This window comes from Ruminococcus hominis (assembly GCF_014287355.1).
Lineage (GTDB): Bacteria > Bacillota > Clostridia > Lachnospirales > Lachnospiraceae > Schaedlerella > Schaedlerella hominis.
This window is the reverse complement of record NZ_JACOPE010000001.1, coordinates 2,266,583-2,286,919: the sequence shown is the minus strand read 5'-3', so window position 1 is coordinate 2,286,919 and position 20,337 is coordinate 2,266,583. Positions and strand designations below refer to the sequence as shown.

The window sequence follows — 20,337 nt, the reverse complement described above, 5'->3', positions numbered from 1 at the left end:
TGCCTCCCCTCGAATTGGAATCGGGTTTATCCAATGCGTAGAAGGAAAACATAGTCGCTTAGAATGAGTTGTGTCGTTATACTTGTGACACCTCTGTTTAACCTTACTTTTTATTTTTCTGAACCAGGCAGATACTTCCTACACTTCCACTGAGTAACAGAAGCAATATCCAGCAGAGCAGAGTATTGTCGTCGCCCGTTTTTGGATTTTTTGCCGAAGCTTTTGTTCCGCCTGCATCATCTTTTTTAACCTCTGTTTTTGGGGATTTCGGCTGTTCTTTTGCCGGTTGCTCCGGGACAGCTGGTGTTACAGGTACAGAAGGTGTTTCCGGTGTAGTTGGCGGTACCGGTTCTGTGGACTCTTTGGTTGTCTGGATCATATTTTGTTTTGATGCACTTGTGGCAATTGCATCGGAACCTTGTTCAAAGAAACGGATCAGTAACTCCTCACAACAAGAATATTCTCCGATTTCCGCTGCCTCGGCAAGTGCCGGATAGCTGTCAGAACCTGCTAGATAATTATTAACTGCTACGATGTATTCTTTTGTATTATTCAACTCCTGCCCATCTTTTTTTACGGAAAGCACGCGTGAACCCTCCGGCTGTGCTGGATCAAAGCTGACGGTGATTCCGCCAACCTGCAGATAACTTCCACTGTCATTTGGCCAGGCATCCCACTCGCCGCTGTCATTTGCGGCAATACAGTTTTTCTGAATGGTAAGACTGGTTTCAAGCATATTTTTAATCTGTGCACCGGTTAGTTTTTTTGTCACCACATAGTTTCCATAAGGGCTGACATTAATGACATCTCCGTATGTAATCGTTCCGGCTGCGACAGAAGCACGGATGCCACCGGCATTTTCAAAGGCTATATCGGCACCTGTGGCAAGCAGATATGCATCTGTTATGACATTTCCAAGGTTTGTCTGCCCAATACGGATATGCTCCCAGACACCATCTAATTCCACAGGAGAAGTACCGATGACACGATTTAGTGCTGTCTCGTTTTCTGCTTTAATCGCATCCAATATGGCTGTTACAGAAGCGTCCTTCGGATAGTTCTGTGCTGCTTCATAATCAACAGATGTCTTATTATAATCTACATGTACGCTGCCTTCAGCATCCATTGTACAGTTCAAATCAATTAGCCCCACGGTATTCAGATAATATCCGCTTTCCGATACATAAGCCTTTGATCCATTTGGTGTCGTCACGGTGTCGCTAAGTTCAATATGTTCATGTCCGCACAGCCACAAATCTACACCATCCACCTGTGCAGCCAGATTTTTCGGATTAAGCGTGTGTGACAGTGCAATCACCACATTACATCCATCTGCCTTTAATGCGGCAGCTTCCATATTTGCATAAGCTATTGCATCCTGAAATTCCAGTCCCTCCACATTGGATGGAGTTGTTTTGTCTTTCATATTTGGGTCACTTACACCAAACACACCGATTTTTAATGTTTTCCCATTTTTAGTAATCTCCTTTACAAGTGCATCTGTATCAAAAAAGGAGGTTCCATCTGCATTCTTGATATTTCCGGATAAAATTTTGACATTGGCAATTCCGCCAAGCTCTTTCAAACGATCTTTGCCGTAGCTCCAATCATGATTTCCGGCGGTCATTGCATCATACCCACAGGCTTTCATCAGTTTAGCTACCGATTCTCCCTGTACCAGTGTTGCAATCGGCTGTCCGTGAAAGATATCTCCGGAATCAAGCATCAATGAACCGTCGGCGCCTGCCGTAAATGTCTGTGCAATTTTGCTTAGCCGGTCCATTCCGATCACTTGATTGTAATCATCTTCTTCTACTCGTGCATGAATATCATTGGTATGTACGATTTTTACATCAAATGTTGTACTTTCGGATGCATTCTCATCCTGTGCATGTACCGGCATTGCTCCCAATAATCCGAAGACTATCCCAAATGTCAGCAAAAAAGTCATTATCTTTTTCCTTTGTTTTTGCAATTGTTTCATCTTACTGTCCCTTCATCTTATTATTTCTTTCTTCGTCTTTACGTAATTGCCTTCAAAATCCATAGAAATATAATTACCTACATAATCATATATTATCACATTTTTTCTAATTGTATAATCATAATTTTGTTACTGTGACCAGCACCCTCTATATCACCAATTCAATATTATGTCAAAAATCCACGAAAAACCGCAAAATTTTTGTCTTAAAATGTTACATACATCCCTTCGGACAAGCATATAAAAGATAGTAACAGTTCGGTTATAGGTTTATGCAAGGACTGTTAATAGAATGTGTCAAAGCATGTTCGACTTGAATTATGGATTTTAAATCCAATCAAACTGTGATGAAGGAGGGAGAAATATGCGAGGAGAAGGAAAACGACATTTGATATTGAAGAAAATTCTTGCATATGCACTTGTCCTGACAATGATTTTAGGAATCTGGACAAGCGTATCTAATGCAGCTGAACAATCTGATTTTAATGTCGAAGAAAACACAATTGAAAAAGAAACAGATGTAACACCAGACGCAAATGCAATTGAAGAAGAAGCAGACGTAACATCAGACGCAAAGCAAACAGAAGAGATAACGACAAGCACAGATACCAACTTAACAGAAGATATAACCATACCAGATACAGACACGACAGAAGCTGAAATAGAAGATGTAACCACATCAGATACCACCACGCAAACAGATGCAACGACAATTCCGGATATTGCTATAACAACAAACACAGATACACCACAAGATGCAGAGCTTGATACCACCACGGCCAAGCCTTCTGCACTTGTATTATCGTCTGACGAGAATACGGCACCGGCGCATCGTAAGTATATCAAGTACAATGGAGAAGATTCTTACACGCTGACCTTGGATGTAACAGGAAAATATGATTCAACATTGAACAAACCGAAAATCGATGTTGTTCTTATTGTTGATACATCTGGCAGTATGAATGAGCCGATGGGAGAAAAGTCAAGATTAAAGGCTCTGCAGGATGTAGTTACAGAAAAAGGCGGCTTGAGTGATTCCATTTTCAACAATGATCAAATCGATGCGAGAATGACAGTTGTAACATATTATGGGTTAGAGGATTCTTATTGGTATAACTCACCATGGGATGATGCAACCTGGGTAAATGGAGCATGGGCGACAACAAAGTCAGAAGTAGATCAGATTGTAAATGGAATTCGTGTAAATGAAGAAAAATCCGGAACAAACTGTCAGGCTGGCTTGCGTACTGCGAAGGAGGCTTTGGCAAAGGCAGATAGCAGTGCACGTAAGATTGTAATTTTTCTATCGGACGGACTTCCAACGTACAGGTATGACAACGATGGTTATACGATAGGAAACGGAAAGACAGATTCTAAGAATTACAATGCGAATGCGGCTTACAATGAAGCAACTGCGATGAAAGGCTTGGATCAATTTTACACTATCGGATTTTCTGATAGTGCAGACAGCAAATTTTTGAGTACACTGGCGACAAAAGTAAATACAACTTCTACTAAAAAATATTATTCCGCAGCGGACGCAGATAAGTTGGCGGAGGCATTTAAACAGATTACGGGAAATCTGACGGAATATACTTGTAGAAATGTAGTGCTTACAGATACGCTGAGTGACTATGCAGAACTAGAAAATGCAGAACATCTTAATCCGACAGTAAAAGCAACCACAAGTGACGGAAGTGAGGTAGATTTATCCGGCGTTGATATTCAGGTAACATACAATGAAGGAACACGCACAGTAACAGCAACATTTCCAACAGATTACAAATTACAGAAAGATGTGACTTACGCTGTCAGCTTCAATGTCAAACCTACAGCAAAGGCATATGATGAATATGCGGCAAATGAAGACAGTTATGGTGGAGTTGTGGGGAGTATGAACAGTGATGCATGGGATAATGATACAAGCTCAGGCAAAGCCGGATTTTACACAAACGCCGGGGCAACCTTGACGTATATTTATGGAACAGGGGAGGCAAAAGCTGAGACAGTGGATTATGTGGAAAAACCGGTACTCCAGGTGAATTCTCTGACCATTCCGGTGAATAAAGAGTGGAAAAACACAGCAAAGAGTGAACAAGTTCCGGTAAAAGTTGAATTGTATCAGGATGGAAAGCTTGCACCATACAAAACGTTGACATTGAATGCAGACAATCAGTGGAGAGCAGATTTTCAACATGTGGCAAAGCATCATCAGTATCAGATCAAGGAACAGGCTTTGGAGGGATTTGTCAGTGCAGTGTCCGGTGATTCGACAAGAGGATTTACAGTGACAAACACGAAGCTGCCTAGTCTTTCTATCAGCAAAAAAGTGACCGGTGAAATGGGGGATATTACAAAAAAATTCCCATTCCGGATTATATTGAAAGATGCGTCAGGAAATCCAATCAACGGGACATATTCATATCGAGGATTCATTTTAGACGATGTAGAAAATGTCACGGCTCCAAAAGACGGAACATTAACATTTGAGCAAGGCGTTGCAGAAATCTGGTTATCTCATGGACAAGGGATAGAGTTTCAGCAGCTTTCACTTGGAACATCTTATAACATAACAGAAAAAGTAAACGATGCAGAAGGGTACCGGGTCAGTTTCAATGGAATCCATAAAAAATCAGTAGATGGAATATTAAATGAAGATGTGAGGATTAATGTTACAAATGAAAAAGAAAATATTCCACTGACAAATGTAGTCACATTTGGCACAAATATGATACCAGGAATCCTTCTTGCAACAGTGGCACTATTTGTATTGGCTGCAATTTCAAAATTGTTTTATGGAAAAAAAGATAAAAAGCAGGATAAGTAATTGAAAAGAAAAATAATATTTCTGATTACAAAAGCTGGCGTACTGATTTTAATATTGTGGCTGTTATTTGGTGTCTGCTTTTCCATTTTTCAAAATAATGATGAGGAAATGAAGCCGGCCATACGGCAAGGGGATTTGATTGTAAGCTATCAGTTGAATAAAAATTATGTATTTCACGATCTGGTGGCAATCGTACAAGATGGAAAAAAGCAAGTGGGAAGAGTCGTAGCGGTGGAAGGGGACATTGTAGATATAGATGGCGAAGGGTTAAAAATCAATGGGATGTATGTTCAAGAATCTGACATCCCGGAAAAAACAGAACGATATGCCGAAGGAATTTCATTTCCGGTCACCTTAAAAAAAGGAGAAATATTTCTCTTAAAAGATGCGAGAGAACATGCAACAGACAGCCGCATTTACGGGGCAGTAAATAAAAAAGACACGTTAGGAAAAGTCATCACATTAATTCGGCGAAACAGATTATAAAAAATGTAAGTCAAAAGGAGTAAAAAACTATGAAAAGGAACAATTGGAAATCAATGGTAGGATGCACGGTGGCTACAATGACAATCTGTATTGGAGCAACCGCATTGGCAGCAGATACAAATGTATTTATAGGAAATGGCGCTGTTAATGGCTCGAAAAATCAGCCTTCGGTAAATGATGTTGCAGGTGATGCGAGCAATGTGCCGGAAACAGTAGCACAGATTACAAAAGAATTAAAGCTTGCCGAAGGTATTACAATTCCAAGAGCGACATTTCATTTTACAGCCGACAAAATTACTGAAGACGCACCAGAGGCAGAAATCGAGAGTGTAAGTTATAGTGCAGAAGATTCAAAAGGTGACTTGTCAGAAGGAGTTTATAAAATCAACAAAGCAGGCAAGATTACATTTGGCGAATTTCCACATGCAGGTGAGTATCAGTATCATGTGCAGGAAACAGCAGACACCTATAATACTGCTTCCAGCGAAGTTATGACATATTCCACAGAGTCATATACGATGCATGTATATGTCATTAATACAGAGAATGGCGGAACAGAAGTTGAAAAAATTACAGCTTCAAACACGGCAGGGGATAAAGTGAGTGAAATGAATTTTGAAAACATTTATATTAAAAATAACGCTTCACTTACTATTTCAAAAACAACAGCAGGAAAGAATGCAGACCGAACAAAAGATTTTGCATTTACATTAACATTTACAAAATCAGGTACAGCAACGGATGATACTTATGAAGGAATGATTGGAAATGAAAAAGTAGAATTCAAGGCAGGAGAAGCAAAGACATTTGAACTTCATGACGGAGAAAAAATTGTATTCACAAACATTCCGGCCGGAACACGCTATGCCGTAACAGAAACAGGAACAGCATATTATACACCTTCTGTAGAAGTAGTTGAAAATGGAGACAAAACAGTACATACAAAGGCAGTCAAAGGACAGAGTTTGTCATCAGCAGAAGCGGGAGCAACAAATCTTGTTGGAGAAGGAAATAATAGCGCAGACTTTACAAACACGTTTGATGATGTTCCAATCACAGGTGTTATTCTTGAAAACCTGCCATTTACAATTCTGATCGGAGCTGCAGCAGTGCTTCTGGCAATGGGAACATTTGTAAAAAGATTTAAAAAAGAAAAATAATGAAAATGTAAAGACGAATGCAGTTGGAAAATTATGTATTTGAGATTGTAGACAAAATATTAAATTGCATAGCAGGTGTGATCGGACTGATTCTGCTCCTTTATGCCTGTTATACGTGGTGGGACACACAGCAGATTTATGAAAATGCATCTGCTACAAGCTATTCTGTTTATAATCCGAAAAAACAGGAGTCGTTTGAAGAACTTGTAAAAATGAATCCGGAAGTGATTGGCTGGCTGGAGGTTGAGGACACGAATATCAATTACCCGTTGACACAAGGGACAGATAATTCAAAGTATGTAAATACGGATGCAAAAGGAAATGCTTCATTGTCGGGGAGCCTCTTTTTAGACTGCCGAAATCATCCGGATTTTTTGGATTTTAATAACATTATATATGGACATCATATGGCAAAAGAAAAAATGTTTGGAGAGCTGGAATATTTCTCGGGGAAAAAATATTTTCAAAATCACCGCTGGGGAAAGCTGTATTATGGAGGAGAATACCAAAAAATAGAATTTTTCGCATTTCTTGAAACAGATGCTTATGATTACACAATTTATAATCCGGAGGTGAAAGAGGAAGACGAAAAAACAGCATTGTTGGAGTATATTGATCAATATGCAATACAAAAAAGGAAATGCGTGGTGACATCTTCCGAACACTTGCTTGTGCTTAGCACCTGTACATCTGGAGAGACAAACGGGAGAGATATTCTTATTGGGAAAATAATGGATGTAGATAACTAGAAAGACATTATGCCAACCTTGACGGCTATATAAAAGTGTGTAATGATAGCCTTATCAAAACACTGGGAGGAAGGCATGGCGACGATCATATTTCATATTGATGTAAATTCAGCATACTTGAGTTGGACAGCAGTAGAACAATTGAAAAATGGAGCAGAAGTAGACTTGCGTACAATACCTGCGATTATCGGCGGTGATCAAAAATCCCGTCACGGAATTGTACTTGCCAAGTCCATTTCTGCAAAAAAATATGGCATTCGTACAGGGGAACCGGTGGCGAATGCCTTTCGTAAGTGCCCAAATCTCGTAACAGCAGCTCCCAATCACAAGATGTATCGGGAAAAAAGCCGTCAGTTGATGGATTATCTTAGGACATACACAACAGAAATCGAGCAGGTCAGTGTGGACGAATGTTATATGGACTTTACGAAAATCGCAGATAAATTTGCATCGCCGGTGGCAGCAGCGTGTGAAATAAAAGATGGAGTAAAAAACAAATTTGGTTTCACCGTAAACATTGGTATTTCCTCAAATAAACTTCTGGCAAAGATGGCATCCGATTTCGAAAAGCCTGATAAAGTACATACATTATTTCCAGAAGAAATTCCATTGAAAATGTGGCCTTTGCCGATAAATGAATTGTTTATGGCAGGAAAATCAAGCGTGGATACAATGAAAAAACTGGAAATCAATACGATTGGAGATTTGGCAAAAGCAGATCCGGCATTGATTGAACTTCATTTGAAAAGTCATGGCCGTATGTTATGGAACTTCGCAAATGGAATTGATGATTCGCAAGTACGATCAAAACCATCAGAGGCAAAAGGAATCGGAAATTCAATGACGCTTTCAGAAGATGTGGCAACTTATGACGAAGTTCAAAAAGTATTCAAAAGCCTTGCACAAAGTGTTGGAGGCAGGTTAAAAAAAGCCGGTCAGAAAGCAATGATGATCAGTATGGAAGTAAAATATCACAACTTTCAAACAATGTCGCATCAAAGACAGCTTTCAAAACCGACAGACAAAGAAGAAGAAATATATGATGCTGCATGTCAGTTATTTTTAGAATCATGGAACGGAGAGCCTGTGCGGCTTCTTGGAATCAGGACAGCAAAACTGGTCGATGCGTCGGAACCAGAGCAACTATCTATATTCGATATCAAAATGCCGGAAAAACCAGATGAAAAACATCAGAAGCTCAATAAAGCAATGGAAGAAATCAGAAAAAAATTTGGAGATAGTGCAGTGATGAAAGCAAGTGAGATGAAATAAGTCAAAATAGAAGTGCTGATGAAATTTGAAATAGAAATAATGTGAAAATTGATAGAAAAAACAATGGAATTACGTTATAATATCTGTATATAATCAACGTGTATTTAAAATGTGAAATACAATAATACGAGCAGATGGGAGTGACAATTATGACGAACAACACAATTATTACAATCGGCAGACAATTTGGAAGTGGCGGACATGAAATCGGGAATCGATTATCAGAACGACTTGGAATTCCACTTTATGATTACAACCTAATCCGTATGGCGGCACAAGAACTGAAGATTGATCCCCAAAAAGCCCAGGAAGTAGATGAAACAATTCTTGGAAGATACATGGCTTCCGCAGTATCCGGCACAGGCTCAGGAGCATATATACTCTTTATGAACGGGACAGAATATGAACAGCCATTATCAGAACAGATATTTGAGATGCAGTCCAAATTAATCGAAAAACTCGCAGAACAAAGTCCGTGTATATTTGTGGGACGATGTGCAGATTACATATTAGGTGATTACTCAAATTGCATTAATACATTTATCTACGCATATAAAGAAGATCGTATCCGAAGAATCATGAAACTGTATGATTTGAATGAGAAAAAAGCATGGGAAAAAATCAAACGTGTAGACCGCACAAGAAAATCATACTATGAAGAACATACAGATCGTGAATGGGGAAGCATAGAAGCACATCAAATGATGTTCAATTCAAGTCTTATGGGAATTGACGGAGTTGTAGATGCATTAGAAGGAATCTACAAAAAATGGGAAGCATAATAGTTGTTGTTCACCATTCTTTATAGAAATACATTTTGGAGAAGACAGTCAAGTTGGCTGTCTTTTCTAATTGACTTCCCAAAACAGGCAAAGTATGAGATAATATTTTATATTAGGAAAGTGCTTTCCTAATATAAAAACGCTCCGCTAAGGATGCACACTGCGGCGTATAATGTAGGTGTCGCGAGCGACCGCCGCAGGCACAAGAATGTGGCAAGGCACATTCTTTGTTCTGGTAAAAACAAGAGAGAAGGTGACTCCGGTGATTTATAAAATAGGAGAACGTTTAGTTCCCATTGAAAATGAAACCTGGGAAAAAGAAAGACCGGCTGCGGTTTTTTTGACAGATTCTGCACATGCAGAAGAAACCCTGAAAAAAGCAGGGATTGTATATGATAATGAAATCAAGCTTGCTAAGATTGGTTTTTGTAAAGTAGAAAACCAACATGAATGTATGGTAGGAACCTTGTGTATACCAAAACTTCTGGATGTGTTGGGAAACAAATATAGAATGTATTTTTTTGTTAATCAGCTTAATGTTGTAATTGTAGACGATGATGCATTTGCATATAAATTGATACAGCGGATCCAAAAGAAAAAAGCAAGACAGGCAGATACAAAAGAACGTTTTATTTATAATTTTTTTGCAGAGTTTATGAGCAGAGATCTGGAAATACTGATTGCATATGAACGCCGTCTCCTACAGATGGAGGAAGAAGTGACCCGCGATGAAGTAGAAAGCTTTGAAAATGAAATGATGCCAATCCGCAGAGAACTTTTAAATTTAAGAAGCTATTACGATGAAATCATGGACCTGGGAAAAGAGCTTGAAGAAAATGAAAATGGCATTTTCCTTGAACGTCATTTAAAATATTTCGGTACATTGACAGACCGTGCCGACCGCCTGATGAGTAAGACACAGCATTTACTGGAATATGCACAACAGGTAAAAGAAGCTTATCAGTCACAGATTGCAGCAAGACAGAATAATAATATGCAGTTCTTAACAGTGATATCAACAATATTCTTTCCATTGACCCTCATTACAGGATGGTTCGGAATGAACTTTTACGATATGCCCGGACTTAAAAGCGGATACTACAGCGTGTGCGTGTTAAGTGTTGTAGTTGTTGTAGTCAGTCTGCATTTCTTTAAAAAGAAAAAAATCATTTAAAAAGAGTATTAAAAAACAAGGAATAGAAGCATGGAACCATACTATTACAGCAAGATGAATAAGCAAAAACAAATCGTATATCATTCTCTTATGCAAGGACTGACTTCATTGGCAGATGAAATTAAAATACCTTATCTGGAAGGAAATGAATTATACGATGTATTCTTCCAACTTCGTCTCGATCATCCGGAAATATTCTGGGCAAGTGGATTCAAATATAAACATTATATAGATTCTTCCAATTTAATTTTTATCCCGGAATATTTATTTGATAAAAACAAAATCAAAGAACATCAAAAAGCAATGAAAGCCCGCGTAGAAAAACTATCAAGACCGGCTACAAACTATTCCGAATGGGAAAAAGAAAAGTATGTGCATGATTTTATCTGTGAAAATGTACGATACGATAAATTAAAAAAATCATATTCCCATGAAATCATCGGACCATTAGGTCAAGGAGTCGGAGTTTGCGAAGGTATTGCAAAAGCGGTAAAAGTGTTGTGTGATGCATTAGGTGTCTGGTGTATTATTGCAATTTGTGGAAATAATCCTGAAAAAGGAATTAAATATCGTCATACCTGGAATATTGTGAAAATCAATGGGAAATACTATCATCTTGATGCAACCTTTGACAATACGCTGGGAAAAGAAGAAACTTTTGGTTCCGAAATTCGATACGATTATTTCAACCTAAGTGATAAACAGATTTTTCGTGATCATGAACCAGTTCTCGTATCTGTACCAAAATGTGAAGACGGAGAACATTTCTATTATAAAGAAAAGAAACTTTCTTTTACAAAAAAAGAAGATGTATATAAAAGAGCATTACAGACTGCAAAAAAAGGAAAAATATTTACGATGCACTGGCGTGGCGGATATTTAACAAAAGAAGTCTTAGATGAACTAATAGACATAATCCAGAAAGCCGGAGAAGAAAAGCAGAAAAAGGCAAAAATCAGTTTGAACTGGACACAGGCAGTGCTAAGATTTACCTTTGCAGAGGAAATAGTTATGGCAGAGATTACGATGGAAGATGCAAATGAAGGTGAACGGATCGATTGTAGATGAGCAAAGCTGTATAGATATTTTGTATGTTTAAAGGTTTCAAAAAAATGTCTTGACTAAAAGGCATTTTTCGTGTATAGTACCTCTTCGCTATATCAAAAATAATTGCATTCACAAAAGACGATGCAGTTAACATAAAAAAGTGAAAGGAAGGGTACCTCATGACATTTTATCAGGAATTACAGTTAAGCTCTGTAGGCTCAAAACAATTGATCAAAAACACACAAGACAAAAAAGAAAAGCGTCGTCACATACTAATCTACAACTTTAAAGTATATCTTGTAATGGCATTTTGTTTTGCATTTGTAACAATATTCAGCCAGATATTCGGTTCGGATAACAGTGTGGCGGGAGTAACCATATTACTGGCAGTACTTGTCCTTCGTCAGGCAGATTTCGGAATTCGGACAAGTCATGGCATTCTCAGTATTGGAGGCATTTTTGTGATATTAATGATAGGACCAAGATTAGCAAATATATTGCCGCCAGTTATAGCATTTGGTGTAAATATAATCTGTATTCTATTATTAATGATTTTGGGATGCCATAATGTGATCATGTCAAATCATTCAACCTTTGTATTGGGATACTTATTATTGTTTGGATATGATGTAAGTGGACAGTCGTACAGACTTCGTGTGATTGGATTAGTTGTCGGAATGATAGGCTGTATGGCAATATTTTACAAAAACCAGAAAAACAGACCATATCGCAGAACGTTTCTGGATTTGTTTCGTGAATTTGATCGTTTCTCAGCAAGAAGCAGATGGTATATCCGACTGACACTGATTGTATCATCAGCAATGTTGATTATGACACTTCTTGGCTTACCAAGAGCAATGTGGGCAGGAATTGCATGTATGTCAGTGTGCATGCCATTTACGGAAGATGCAAAAGAACGCGCAAAATTAAGAGGTATATATAATATAGTAGGAAGCTTGATTTTTATCGTGTTATATCTTGTATTGCCAGAATCTATGTATCCGTATATCGGAGTGATAGGCGGGATTGGAGTCGGCTACTCAGCAGGATATGCATGGCAGACCGTATTTAACACATTTGGAGCACTGTCTATTGCAGCAGGAATGTTCGGAATGCCTGCTGCCGTAGCACTTCGTATTGGTGCAAATGTATTCGGTGCGGTATATACAGTGGCTTGTAATCAGCTGCTGGCACGAATCGGGAAGAAACAAGCAGTTGCTGTTTAAAATACAAATGGCAAGGTGAGCATATTCACCTTGCCATTTGATTTTTAAAATTGCCATCCGTTGAATGTGAAAGCTGTCGGCGATACATTCTCAGGATCATAACGCTTTAACATTTCTTCATAGCGTTCTTTATAATCATTGTCGACTTCTGCCTGAGGGATTACTTTACTTGCTTCATGAAGGAAGTGGAAAGAATCTCTGCCCATTTCCTGTCCACGGCGAGTATGTTTATCAAGTGCTACATCTGGAATCTCAGGAAGTTCTCCCATAGCAAATCCTTTGATACAAATGTTTTTTAACAAATCACTAGATCTGTCTTTTTTAGACTGTACAAGATAGCGGATTGCATGAATAAAATAAATTGGTCGGTCACCATCTGAATAAGCAAATTCTTTTCTCATTTGGAATAAATTGTTTACTACTACAGCAGCCATCGGATTCCCCATCCCAATGTCTTCTACAGAGATTGTAAGCAGGCGTCTCCACATCTTTTCTTCCATCTCTGGGGAGGTGATATATAATTCATATGCAAATTTACAGGCATCTTCCTCATTTGCACGTCTAATACTTTTCTGTAATGCTGAAATCACCTCATCTCCAGCATAACCATTTCTTGTTTTAATTGATTGCCACGGATCATACATTGTTTTTTTTACCATTCGAAATCATCCTCCTCTTTTGTTTCTTTTAATTCTTCTTCAACCAGCTGTTTCTCATATATTTTGAAAAACGGATAGTAAAATACTACACTTAACGCAATACATAAGAACATAAAAATCACATTTCTGAAATCCATTCCAGACATCCATGCTTGTACGAAAAATGGAATAAATGATGGATCAGCAATATAACCAGGTCTGATTAATCCGAGTACCTGGGCATAATATCCGAGTACCACGCAAATGGAAGGTGTTAAAATATATGGAATTGCAAGAATCGGGTTAAATGCCATAGGAACTCCAAATGTAATTGGTTCGTTGATTGAGCAGATACCAGGTACAATTGAGATTCTTGCAAGAGATTTTAATTTTGCAGATTTTGATTTCCACATAAGTAAAATCAATCCTAATGTTCCGCCTGCGCCACCGAGCATTGCATAGCGGAATAACTGAAGGTTCATTGGATTAGTTGGCTCTAAACCTTTTACTACAAGTGCAGCATTTGCTCCTGTTCCTGCAAGACCAATCATAAATACAATTGAAAATACAACGGATGTACCATTAATTCCGAAGAACCATAAAATATTCGAGAACATGATAATTCCGGCATAAACCCAAATGTTGTTTCCAACGTCAATTGCAGGTGTAAGGAGTGCCATGATAGCTTCCGGAATTGTTTTTCCGATACTTGAAATCAGTAATAAATTAACTCCATATATAACTACAATATCAATAAAAAGTGGAAGGAGTGAGTTTACAAAAGTACCAACCATACTTGGGACGGAAGATGGAAATTTTACTTTTATTCCAAGCTTGTCTACCATACGGTTAATTTCTACACACAGAAAACTCAGAATCAAAGCGACAAATAAACCATCACTTGTCAGATATTGAGATGTAATTGCTGGGATTGTCATCTCTTCTCCAACTGGAACCTGTACTACTTTTGAACATACAAGAAGGAAAACGGACATAGACATAATTCCGTTTACTGCGGCATTCATCTTATAGCTTTTTGCCAGACAATATGCTACAGAAAATGCTGTCATCAATCCGAGCATTCCGAATGTCATATTATATGGCGCAAGAATCCATTCACTATTTGCAAGCGCCCACTGTTTCCAGTTGATCAAGAAACGAATAAATACATTTGTTGTATTCATGTCCACCGTTTCCAAATTAATCGGGGGATTATTTAAGATCATAAAAATAGATCCGATTACAAGCAAGGGTAATGTCATCATCATACCATTAGACAGTGCCTGTAAATGTCTTTGTTTTCCAAGCTTGGCTCCCAACGGAGATAAATATTTTTCCAGAATATCCATAAATTTTTTCATGAGTATTTACCTTCTCTTTCTTATTTTTCAGCTGCTCTTATCATTTTAATTGCCGATTTTAATACTTTTTCTCCGTTCATCATTCCATAGTCTGTAGAATCAATTACTGCAATCGGAATTCCTGTTTTTTCAAAATTTTTAACAGTTTCATCATATAAATACTTCACCTGTGGGCCAAGTAAAATACAATCAGGCTGTTTAGTTGCAACGATTTCGCTAATTTGTTCGTGTGGAAATGCGGCTACTTCCATATCTACTCCATGTGAATTAGCAACATCCTGCATTTTTGCTGCTAACATGCTTGTTGACATTCCGGCACTACAAAATAAATATACTTTTTTCATCCTATTTTCCTTTCCCTCATACTGCATGGTTTATATTGATTTTTTCTCTAATGCATCGATACGTTTGTATGCATCAATTAGCTCACCAACCATAATTTTACATGTTTCAGTTCCCATTAACTGATCTTCTGCATGAATCAACAAAATATTAGGTACTATAGTTTCTTCTTCAGCTGCTTCTTTTTGAATCAGTTCTGCATGAACCTTATGTGCATTCAAAAAAGCCGCATTTCCTTCTTGAATCAGATTTTCTGCCTCTTCATAACATCCCAGCTTTGCCTTTTGAATTGCATTCATATAGGCACTTTTTGCTTCACCTGCAAAAGTAATAAGCTGAAAACAGACAAGTTCAAGTCCCTCCATGTTTACACCTCCTTTGCTTTTAACTAAAGTATAACGGATATTTTTTTTAATTCTTTCAAAGTTTCTTCCTAGTATTAGGAAAGGAAAGTTCTATTTATTTTTATAGTAATGTATCGACAAAACCTTTATAGTCCTGGACTTCTAAAAGCTTTGAAAATTTTTCGGGATTAGTAACCACACCATCCAGCCAATCAAAAAAAATCTTTAAAAAGTTGCGGTTTTCCTCTGTTATTGCCAGTAATAAAACAAATCTAACATCATATTGTCCCCATTTGACGGGTTTTTTTAAAATTGCAGTTCCGATTGCCGAGTGAATTGTAAATTGATTCGACATATTGTGAGGTAATGCAAACCCATGAAAAAAAGATGTTGATGAAAGTGATTCTCGTTTTAAAACACTTTCTTTAAAGCCTTCTTTTACATATCCACGCAAATAAAGGTTATCACACATAGAGGATATAATCTCTTCAGGCTGGTCTTCATCTAGGTTTACAGTGAAAATCTCTTTGCGGATTAAATTTAAAATGAAAAATTGAAAATTGTTTTTATATCGAATCTGATCCAGACGATTTAATAATTGAAACACAACGGATTCATCTTTGTAATCAAAAAACATGGATATTTCTGATGTCATGATTTCTAAAGTATGTGATAAAGGCTGTGTCGTAAGAATAAAATCAGGATTATTTTTCAGTATATCTATTTCTTCAAAATAACTCATACAATTTACAATTTCCATTCGTTCACCAAAGCGATTCACTATTTTTTGTATACATAGGTCAGATATCAGCTTGTTGTGAGGACAAATCAGGATACATTTGTATTTTTTCTTTAAATTTGCTCTTTCATAGGCTGAGCCGATGTGAAGGGCAATAAAAGAAATTTCATTTTCACTAATTGTTATTTTCAAACGTTCTTCAATGATTTTGCACACCCATACACCCATTTCAAAAATAAATGAATATTTTCTTTTCACTTCTTCCAAACAAGTATTGTCAATTTCTATTTTTTCATAATGTCTTCTCAGTAACGAATTAATATGTAATTCCAGGCCAAGCCGAAATTCGCGGTCTTCACTAAAATCTATATCAAAATATTCTTTGATCTCATCTGTGATATGCTGGACCAGTTCTGATGCAATTTCTTCTAATCGTTCTTTTTCACCATATCCTTTCTTTTTTCCACGCTTTAAGTATAATGCAAAATCTAAAATTTCTGCTTCTGTTATTTTCAATATTAATGTGGAAGAAATTTTTTCGAAGAATTGTTTAGAAATCTTGTATTCTTTTGTTTCATGAATAGTGTTGCTACATTCTGTGTTCGCTAAAAAGTGGTAGGAAAGATTTCTTTCTAAAACGACACCAATATGAATTACCATTGATGGAATTTGTATTTCGTTGATTTCATACTGATTCTCTGAAAAAATATTTTTTAGTATATCTTTGACTTTCAGAAGATCAAAATTTGAAAATTTTTCTGCAATTTTATTCAAGTTTAAAATGTTACCGTTTATATTCGATAAAATCAATTCTTTATAGAGTTGTCGTTTCGTATACTCGTCTCCGGAAAGCTTTATAGTATTATTATGCTTGTTAATTTTTAACCCTGGATATTTTTTCAATAGTTTGCGGATTTTATTTATGTCATTTTCTAAAGAAAATTCTGAAACAAACATTTCTGATGCCAATTCATATAAGTTAATTGGTTGTTTGCTTGTCAACAGTTTTTTTAAAATAAATAGCTTACGTTCTTCTATCGTTTCTGGAAGTTGTTTGTCAGTTGGGTGAATCAGTTTTTTTAATTTATCGTCCTGGACACAATATCCCTTCTTTAAATTAGACACAATTACTGTATCTTCATAAAAATGATTAATGGCGGCAATATCATTGCGTATTGTACGATCAGATACATTTAGAAGTCTGGCCAAATCTTTTCCTGTAATCCAGTCTTGTTGACGATACATAGTAGAAATAATTATATTTTGTCGCGGGGTCAGCATTATCTTTCTCCTTTCATTGGAAAAATATTTTTATGAGTGATGTAAAATACCACAAAAGTATAGATGTAGCATTTTTGTAGTGAAAATAAAATATCTCCTTTAGATTTATGGTAAAATAGAGTTGTCAAAAAACTATCGACCAATCTACCTAAAGGAGACGTATTTATATCATAACATATAAACAGGAGGATTACAAAATGTTTACCGGGAATAATAAATTTGAAATCTCCGATACAATTCTTAAATTAGAAGAATTATTAGATCAAGGGCAATTTGAATTAATGTCCGATCAGGTAATAGATGGAAAATTAAAGGCAGTTTATTTAATGAATGACGCGGTGGAGAGCTTTCTGGTATTTGAACAAGCAAGAATAACAGGAGTGTATCAGAAAGAGTACGAAGGAGATGTAGAGGCATCACTTTCAATACATCAGAATCCCGACACAGAGAAGGAAGAATTTGTATTGGTGGTTTATCAAGGTGACACCGTATGTACTTTGTTCTTTGCAGATATTGTTTTAGAGACACATTTGTATGATTATGGAAAGGTTGGTCATTTCTGGGTAGAAGGATATGAATACCTTCGTCAGCTAGAATACCGACTTGCGATTTTAAGAGACAAACGCGATTATCTGGGAGAAGTGTACTGTAATGCGGCAGAATTAAAATTAGCCCATCTTGCAGAGTTTCCACCATTAAATTATTGCTGTTATCCTGCAGTACCAGAGAAGTATATTGTACCAAAAGAAAATCCATGGATGCCATCAGAAAATGCAATCCGCGTGATGATGGAATTTGCAAAGCAGACAGAAGATAAATCACTGCAACGTATTCTGTCATTTTATAAGAAACATTCTTGGCGGTGGGTAACGCGGTGGATAGCGGATATGCTCCATAAAAATGTACACGCTGAAGTGGTTGATCTTTTAACGGAAGAATTGACAAAAGCTGCGTCAGATTATCCAGAGAGAAGATTTGATGAGAAAGAAGAAAAAGAACACAAAATTCTTTTAGAACGTGCAAAACAAGAACAGAGAAAACTAAAGGAACAGGGAATCAAGGCTGATATAGTGCGAGAAGAACCATTTATAACATCAAGAGATTCACTTAGGTATAAGGTGTATTTGATGGAATGGCGGTCGAAACGGGGAAATCGGATTGTAAAAATTAAAGAGATAAATAATTAAAAAGAGCATGTCTCGATTGGGAAAATAGCATTGCGCTATTTAAAGTAATCGAAACATGCTCTTTTGTTATGCCGTGTGACGGATATCTTATTCGTCCCATCCTTCATAGAATCGGATATTTACTAAAATATTACGAACAAATTCATTCTCTTTCAGAGTAATATCGCTCTCATCAGATACAGGTGGGAGTTGAACATTTTCTTCTTCAAGTTCTACTGTAAGCCAGTCTCTTGCTGCTGCATTAGCATTATCAAGTACATCAAAGAGCGTATCACCTTCTGCAGTACAACATTCCAAATCTGGGAAATATGCTTTATAACCGCCGGATTCTGTCTGATGAAAAACAGCTGGATATATGAATTTCATGACTTTTCCTCCTTCTTTTCAGTCTATCTCAAGTTGTAAATCAGATGTTATTCTAAATTGTTTTGAAAGTAATGTGCATCTGATAAAACCACCATATTAGTATATAATAGGATGACGAAAACAGCAAGGAGTCAGTTGAATCCTTTTATGTAAAAAGAAAGTTCCTAGTTATTGTTCACTCCTGATTTCTATGAAAAGCAACCAATAATAAATAAAAAGAATTGTGAAAAATTCCGATTTTGTGCAAATTGCAAAAGGAAGAATTGACAAAGTAAAAAAATACAAGATAAGATAGATGCAGGGCAAAGATTTGGGGAGGTAATAAACGGGGATAATATAATTGAAAAAATTGATGAAAAAGAAACAGCAGAAAAAACGAGTGCTGCAGGCAATTAAAATTGCAGTAGGAAGCAGTGCTGCAATTTATGTTGCAGAAGTATTAAATTTAGAATATGCAATTTCAGCGGGAAGTATTGCTTTGCTGACATTGGTTACAACAAAATGGGAAACAGTAAAACTATCCTGGTTTCGTCTGGTGACATTTTTAGTATCATCAGTACTGGCATGGATTGTATTTACACAGATTCAGTCAGAATGGCTGGCGTATGGTATTTATATATTTTTAATCGTAATTGTCTCTGAAGAGTTTGGATGGAAGGCAACGATATCGGTAAATGCAGTGATAGGTATGCATTTCATGGCAAAGCGAGATTTTGAAGCAAGTTTTGTATTTAATGAATTTCTGTTAGTTCTAATAGGAATTACAGTAGCGGTAGTATTAAATCTGTTCTATGACTATGCAGGACAACGTAAAGACCTTGTGCGAAACATGCGCTACACAGAGAATCGTATGCAGATGATATTGGGAGCAATTGCAGCTTATCTGGCAGATAAAGAAATGCAGTATGATATTTGGGCGGCAATACGTGAATTAGAATCACAGATTCGTATATTTATTGATGATGCTTATGAATATCAGGACAATACATTTCAGTCACATCCGGAATATTATATTAATTATTTTGAGATGCGGATGAAACAATGTAATACCATACATGACTTGCATTATGAGATGAAGAGAATCCGAAAGATGCCTCAGCAGGCACTGATTATTTCGGAATATGTATTATATATGATGGATTATGTGACAGAGCGAAATGAGCCGACAGCGCAGATGGACAAATTAAAAGAAATTTTTCAACATATTAAGGAAGATAAGCTTCCGACTACCAGAGAAGAGTTTGAAAGTCAGGCGATGCTTTATCATATCTTGATGGATCTGGAAGACTTCCTTATATATAAAAAACGTTTTGTCAACAGTTTAGATGACAAACAGAAACAGCGTTACTGGAATCAAGGAAAATAATAAGAA

At 36.9% G+C, this 20,337-nt stretch carries 18 protein-coding genes; 11 read left to right on the top strand and 7 right to left on the bottom strand.

From position 1 onward, the window contains the following. Nucleotides 1-103 precede the first annotated feature (103 nt). Nucleotides 104-1,984: a bifunctional metallophosphatase/5'-nucleotidase gene (locus tag H8S40_RS10140; RefSeq protein ID WP_186865196.1), complete on the bottom strand. Its 1,881-nt coding sequence runs from the start codon at nt 1,982-1,984 to the stop codon at nt 104-106. 364 nt (nt 1,985-2,348) lie between these two features. On the opposite strand from H8S40_RS10140, the gene H8S40_RS10135 reads away from it, so the two are divergent. From H8S40_RS10135 to H8S40_RS10095, 9 genes are all read left to right on the top strand, one after another. Continuing rightward, the gene (locus H8S40_RS10135; protein ID WP_186865195.1) at nt 2,349-4,811 is read left to right on the top strand and encodes a DUF7604 domain-containing protein; all 2,463 of its coding nucleotides are present in this window, start codon (nt 2,349-2,351) and stop codon (nt 4,809-4,811) included. After that, nucleotides 4,812-5,297 carry a signal peptidase I gene (gene lepB, locus H8S40_RS10130; protein WP_186865194.1) on the top strand — a complete coding sequence of 162 codons (486 nt, stop codon included), beginning with the start codon at nt 4,812-4,814 and terminating at the stop codon, nt 5,295-5,297. It abuts the gene before it with no gap. Between the two features lie 29 nt (nt 5,298-5,326). Continuing rightward, the gene (locus H8S40_RS10125) at nt 5,327-6,457 is read left to right on the top strand and encodes a DUF7601 domain-containing protein (RefSeq protein ID WP_186865193.1); all 1,131 of its coding nucleotides are present in this window, start codon (nt 5,327-5,329) and stop codon (nt 6,455-6,457) included. Between the two features lie 23 nt (nt 6,458-6,480). Continuing rightward, on the top strand, nt 6,481-7,206 hold the full coding sequence (gene srtB / locus H8S40_RS10120; RefSeq protein WP_207723259.1) for a class B sortase: 726 nt from the start codon (nt 6,481-6,483) through the stop codon (nt 7,204-7,206). Nucleotides 7,207-7,281: 75 nt separating this feature from the next. Continuing rightward, entirely contained in the window at nt 7,282-8,478 is a 1,197-nt protein-coding gene (locus H8S40_RS10115) for a Y-family DNA polymerase (RefSeq protein ID WP_186865191.1), read from the top strand. A gap of 149 nt (nt 8,479-8,627) precedes the next feature. Beyond that, entirely contained in the window at nt 8,628-9,260 is a 633-nt protein-coding gene (locus H8S40_RS10110; RefSeq protein ID WP_022074808.1) for a cytidylate kinase-like family protein, read from the top strand. Between the two features lie 262 nt (nt 9,261-9,522). Beyond that, the gene (locus H8S40_RS10105) at nt 9,523-10,434 is read left to right on the top strand and encodes a magnesium transporter CorA family protein (protein ID WP_186865190.1); all 912 of its coding nucleotides are present in this window, start codon (nt 9,523-9,525) and stop codon (nt 10,432-10,434) included. Between the two features lie 30 nt (nt 10,435-10,464). Then, complete coding sequence (locus H8S40_RS10100) at nt 10,465-11,502, top strand: transglutaminase domain-containing protein (RefSeq protein WP_186865189.1); 1,038 nt, start codon at nt 10,465-10,467, stop codon at nt 11,500-11,502. 158 nt (nt 11,503-11,660) lie between these two features. Further along, nucleotides 11,661-12,707, top strand: coding sequence for an FUSC family protein (locus H8S40_RS10095; RefSeq protein WP_186865188.1), 1,047 nt, complete (start codon nt 11,661-11,663; stop codon nt 12,705-12,707). A gap of 44 nt (nt 12,708-12,751) precedes the next feature. On the opposite strand, the gene H8S40_RS10090 is transcribed toward H8S40_RS10095, so the two are convergent. The 5 genes from H8S40_RS10090 to H8S40_RS10070 all read right to left on the bottom strand — a co-directional run bounded on the left by H8S40_RS10090 (nt 12,752) and on the right by H8S40_RS10070 (nt 17,412). Further along, nucleotides 12,752-13,366 carry an AAA family ATPase gene (locus H8S40_RS10090; RefSeq protein ID WP_118723947.1) on the bottom strand — a complete coding sequence of 205 codons (615 nt, stop codon included), beginning with the start codon at nt 13,364-13,366 and terminating at the stop codon, nt 12,752-12,754. Further along, nucleotides 13,360-14,706, bottom strand: a complete 1,347-nt coding sequence (locus tag H8S40_RS10085; protein WP_118723946.1) for a PTS sugar transporter subunit IIC — start codon at nt 14,704-14,706, stop codon at nt 13,360-13,362. The genes H8S40_RS10090 and H8S40_RS10085 overlap by 7 nt, the downstream gene beginning before the upstream one ends. A 20-nt stretch (nt 14,707-14,726) precedes the next feature. Beyond that, nucleotides 14,727-15,050, bottom strand: a complete 324-nt coding sequence (locus H8S40_RS10080) for a PTS sugar transporter subunit IIB (protein WP_118723945.1) — start codon at nt 15,048-15,050, stop codon at nt 14,727-14,729. A 30-nt stretch (nt 15,051-15,080) separates the two neighbouring features. Further along, on the bottom strand, nt 15,081-15,413 hold the full coding sequence (locus tag H8S40_RS10075) for a PTS sugar transporter subunit IIA (RefSeq protein WP_118723944.1): 333 nt from the start codon (nt 15,411-15,413) through the stop codon (nt 15,081-15,083). 100 nt (nt 15,414-15,513) lie between these two features. Continuing rightward, nucleotides 15,514-17,412, bottom strand: a complete 1,899-nt coding sequence (locus tag H8S40_RS10070) for a BglG family transcription antiterminator (RefSeq protein WP_186865187.1) — start codon at nt 17,410-17,412, stop codon at nt 15,514-15,516. A 197-nt stretch (nt 17,413-17,609) separates the two neighbouring features. Here H8S40_RS10070 and H8S40_RS10065 point away from each other — a divergent pair, with 197 nt between their 5' ends. Beyond that, nucleotides 17,610-18,599 (top strand): DUF3878 family protein, encoded by a 990-nt coding sequence (locus tag H8S40_RS10065; RefSeq protein WP_022074803.1) that lies wholly within the window; start codon nt 17,610-17,612, stop codon nt 18,597-18,599. A gap of 87 nt (nt 18,600-18,686) precedes the next feature. Here H8S40_RS10065 and H8S40_RS10060 read toward each other — a convergent pair whose 3' ends face one another. After that, nucleotides 18,687-18,965, bottom strand: a complete 279-nt coding sequence (locus H8S40_RS10060) for a type II toxin-antitoxin system HicB family antitoxin (protein ID WP_022074802.1) — start codon at nt 18,963-18,965, stop codon at nt 18,687-18,689. Between the two features lie 340 nt (nt 18,966-19,305). On the opposite strand from H8S40_RS10060, the gene H8S40_RS10055 reads away from it, so the two are divergent. Continuing rightward, entirely contained in the window at nt 19,306-20,331 is a 1,026-nt protein-coding gene (locus tag H8S40_RS10055; RefSeq protein WP_366482446.1) for an aromatic acid exporter family protein, read from the top strand. Nucleotides 20,332-20,337: the final 6 nt, after the last annotated feature.

Excerpts from the sequence above, each read along its gene's own strand:
- H8S40_RS10140 (WP_186865196.1), bottom strand. The coding sequence starts at position 1,984 with ATGAAACAATTGCAAAAACAAAGGAAAAAGATAATGACTTTTTTGCTG.
- H8S40_RS10135 (WP_186865195.1), top strand. The coding sequence starts at position 2,349 with ATGCGAGGAGAAGGAAAACGACATTTGATATTGAAGAAAATTCTTGCA.
- H8S40_RS10125 (WP_186865193.1), top strand. The coding sequence starts at position 5,327 with ATGAAAAGGAACAATTGGAAATCAATGGTAGGATGCACGGTGGCTACA.
- H8S40_RS10115 (WP_186865191.1), top strand. The coding sequence starts at position 7,282 with ATGGCGACGATCATATTTCATATTGATGTAAATTCAGCATACTTGAGT.
- H8S40_RS10110 (WP_022074808.1), top strand. The coding sequence starts at position 8,628 with ATGACGAACAACACAATTATTACAATCGGCAGACAATTTGGAAGTGGC.
- H8S40_RS10100 (WP_186865189.1), top strand. The coding sequence starts at position 10,465 with ATGGAACCATACTATTACAGCAAGATGAATAAGCAAAAACAAATCGTA.
- H8S40_RS10095 (WP_186865188.1), top strand. The coding sequence starts at position 11,661 with ATGACATTTTATCAGGAATTACAGTTAAGCTCTGTAGGCTCAAAACAA.
- H8S40_RS10090 (WP_118723947.1), bottom strand. The coding sequence starts at position 13,366 with ATGGTAAAAAAAACAATGTATGATCCGTGGCAATCAATTAAAACAAGA.
- H8S40_RS10085 (WP_118723946.1), bottom strand. The coding sequence starts at position 14,706 with ATGAAAAAATTTATGGATATTCTGGAAAAATATTTATCTCCGTTGGGA.
- H8S40_RS10080 (WP_118723945.1), bottom strand. The coding sequence starts at position 15,050 with ATGAAAAAAGTATATTTATTTTGTAGTGCCGGAATGTCAACAAGCATG.
- H8S40_RS10075 (WP_118723944.1), bottom strand. The coding sequence starts at position 15,413 with ATGGAGGGACTTGAACTTGTCTGTTTTCAGCTTATTACTTTTGCAGGT.
- H8S40_RS10070 (WP_186865187.1), bottom strand. The coding sequence starts at position 17,412 with ATGCTGACCCCGCGACAAAATATAATTATTTCTACTATGTATCGTCAA.
- H8S40_RS10065 (WP_022074803.1), top strand. The coding sequence starts at position 17,610 with ATGTTTACCGGGAATAATAAATTTGAAATCTCCGATACAATTCTTAAA.
- H8S40_RS10060 (WP_022074802.1), bottom strand. The coding sequence starts at position 18,965 with ATGAAATTCATATATCCAGCTGTTTTTCATCAGACAGAATCCGGCGGT.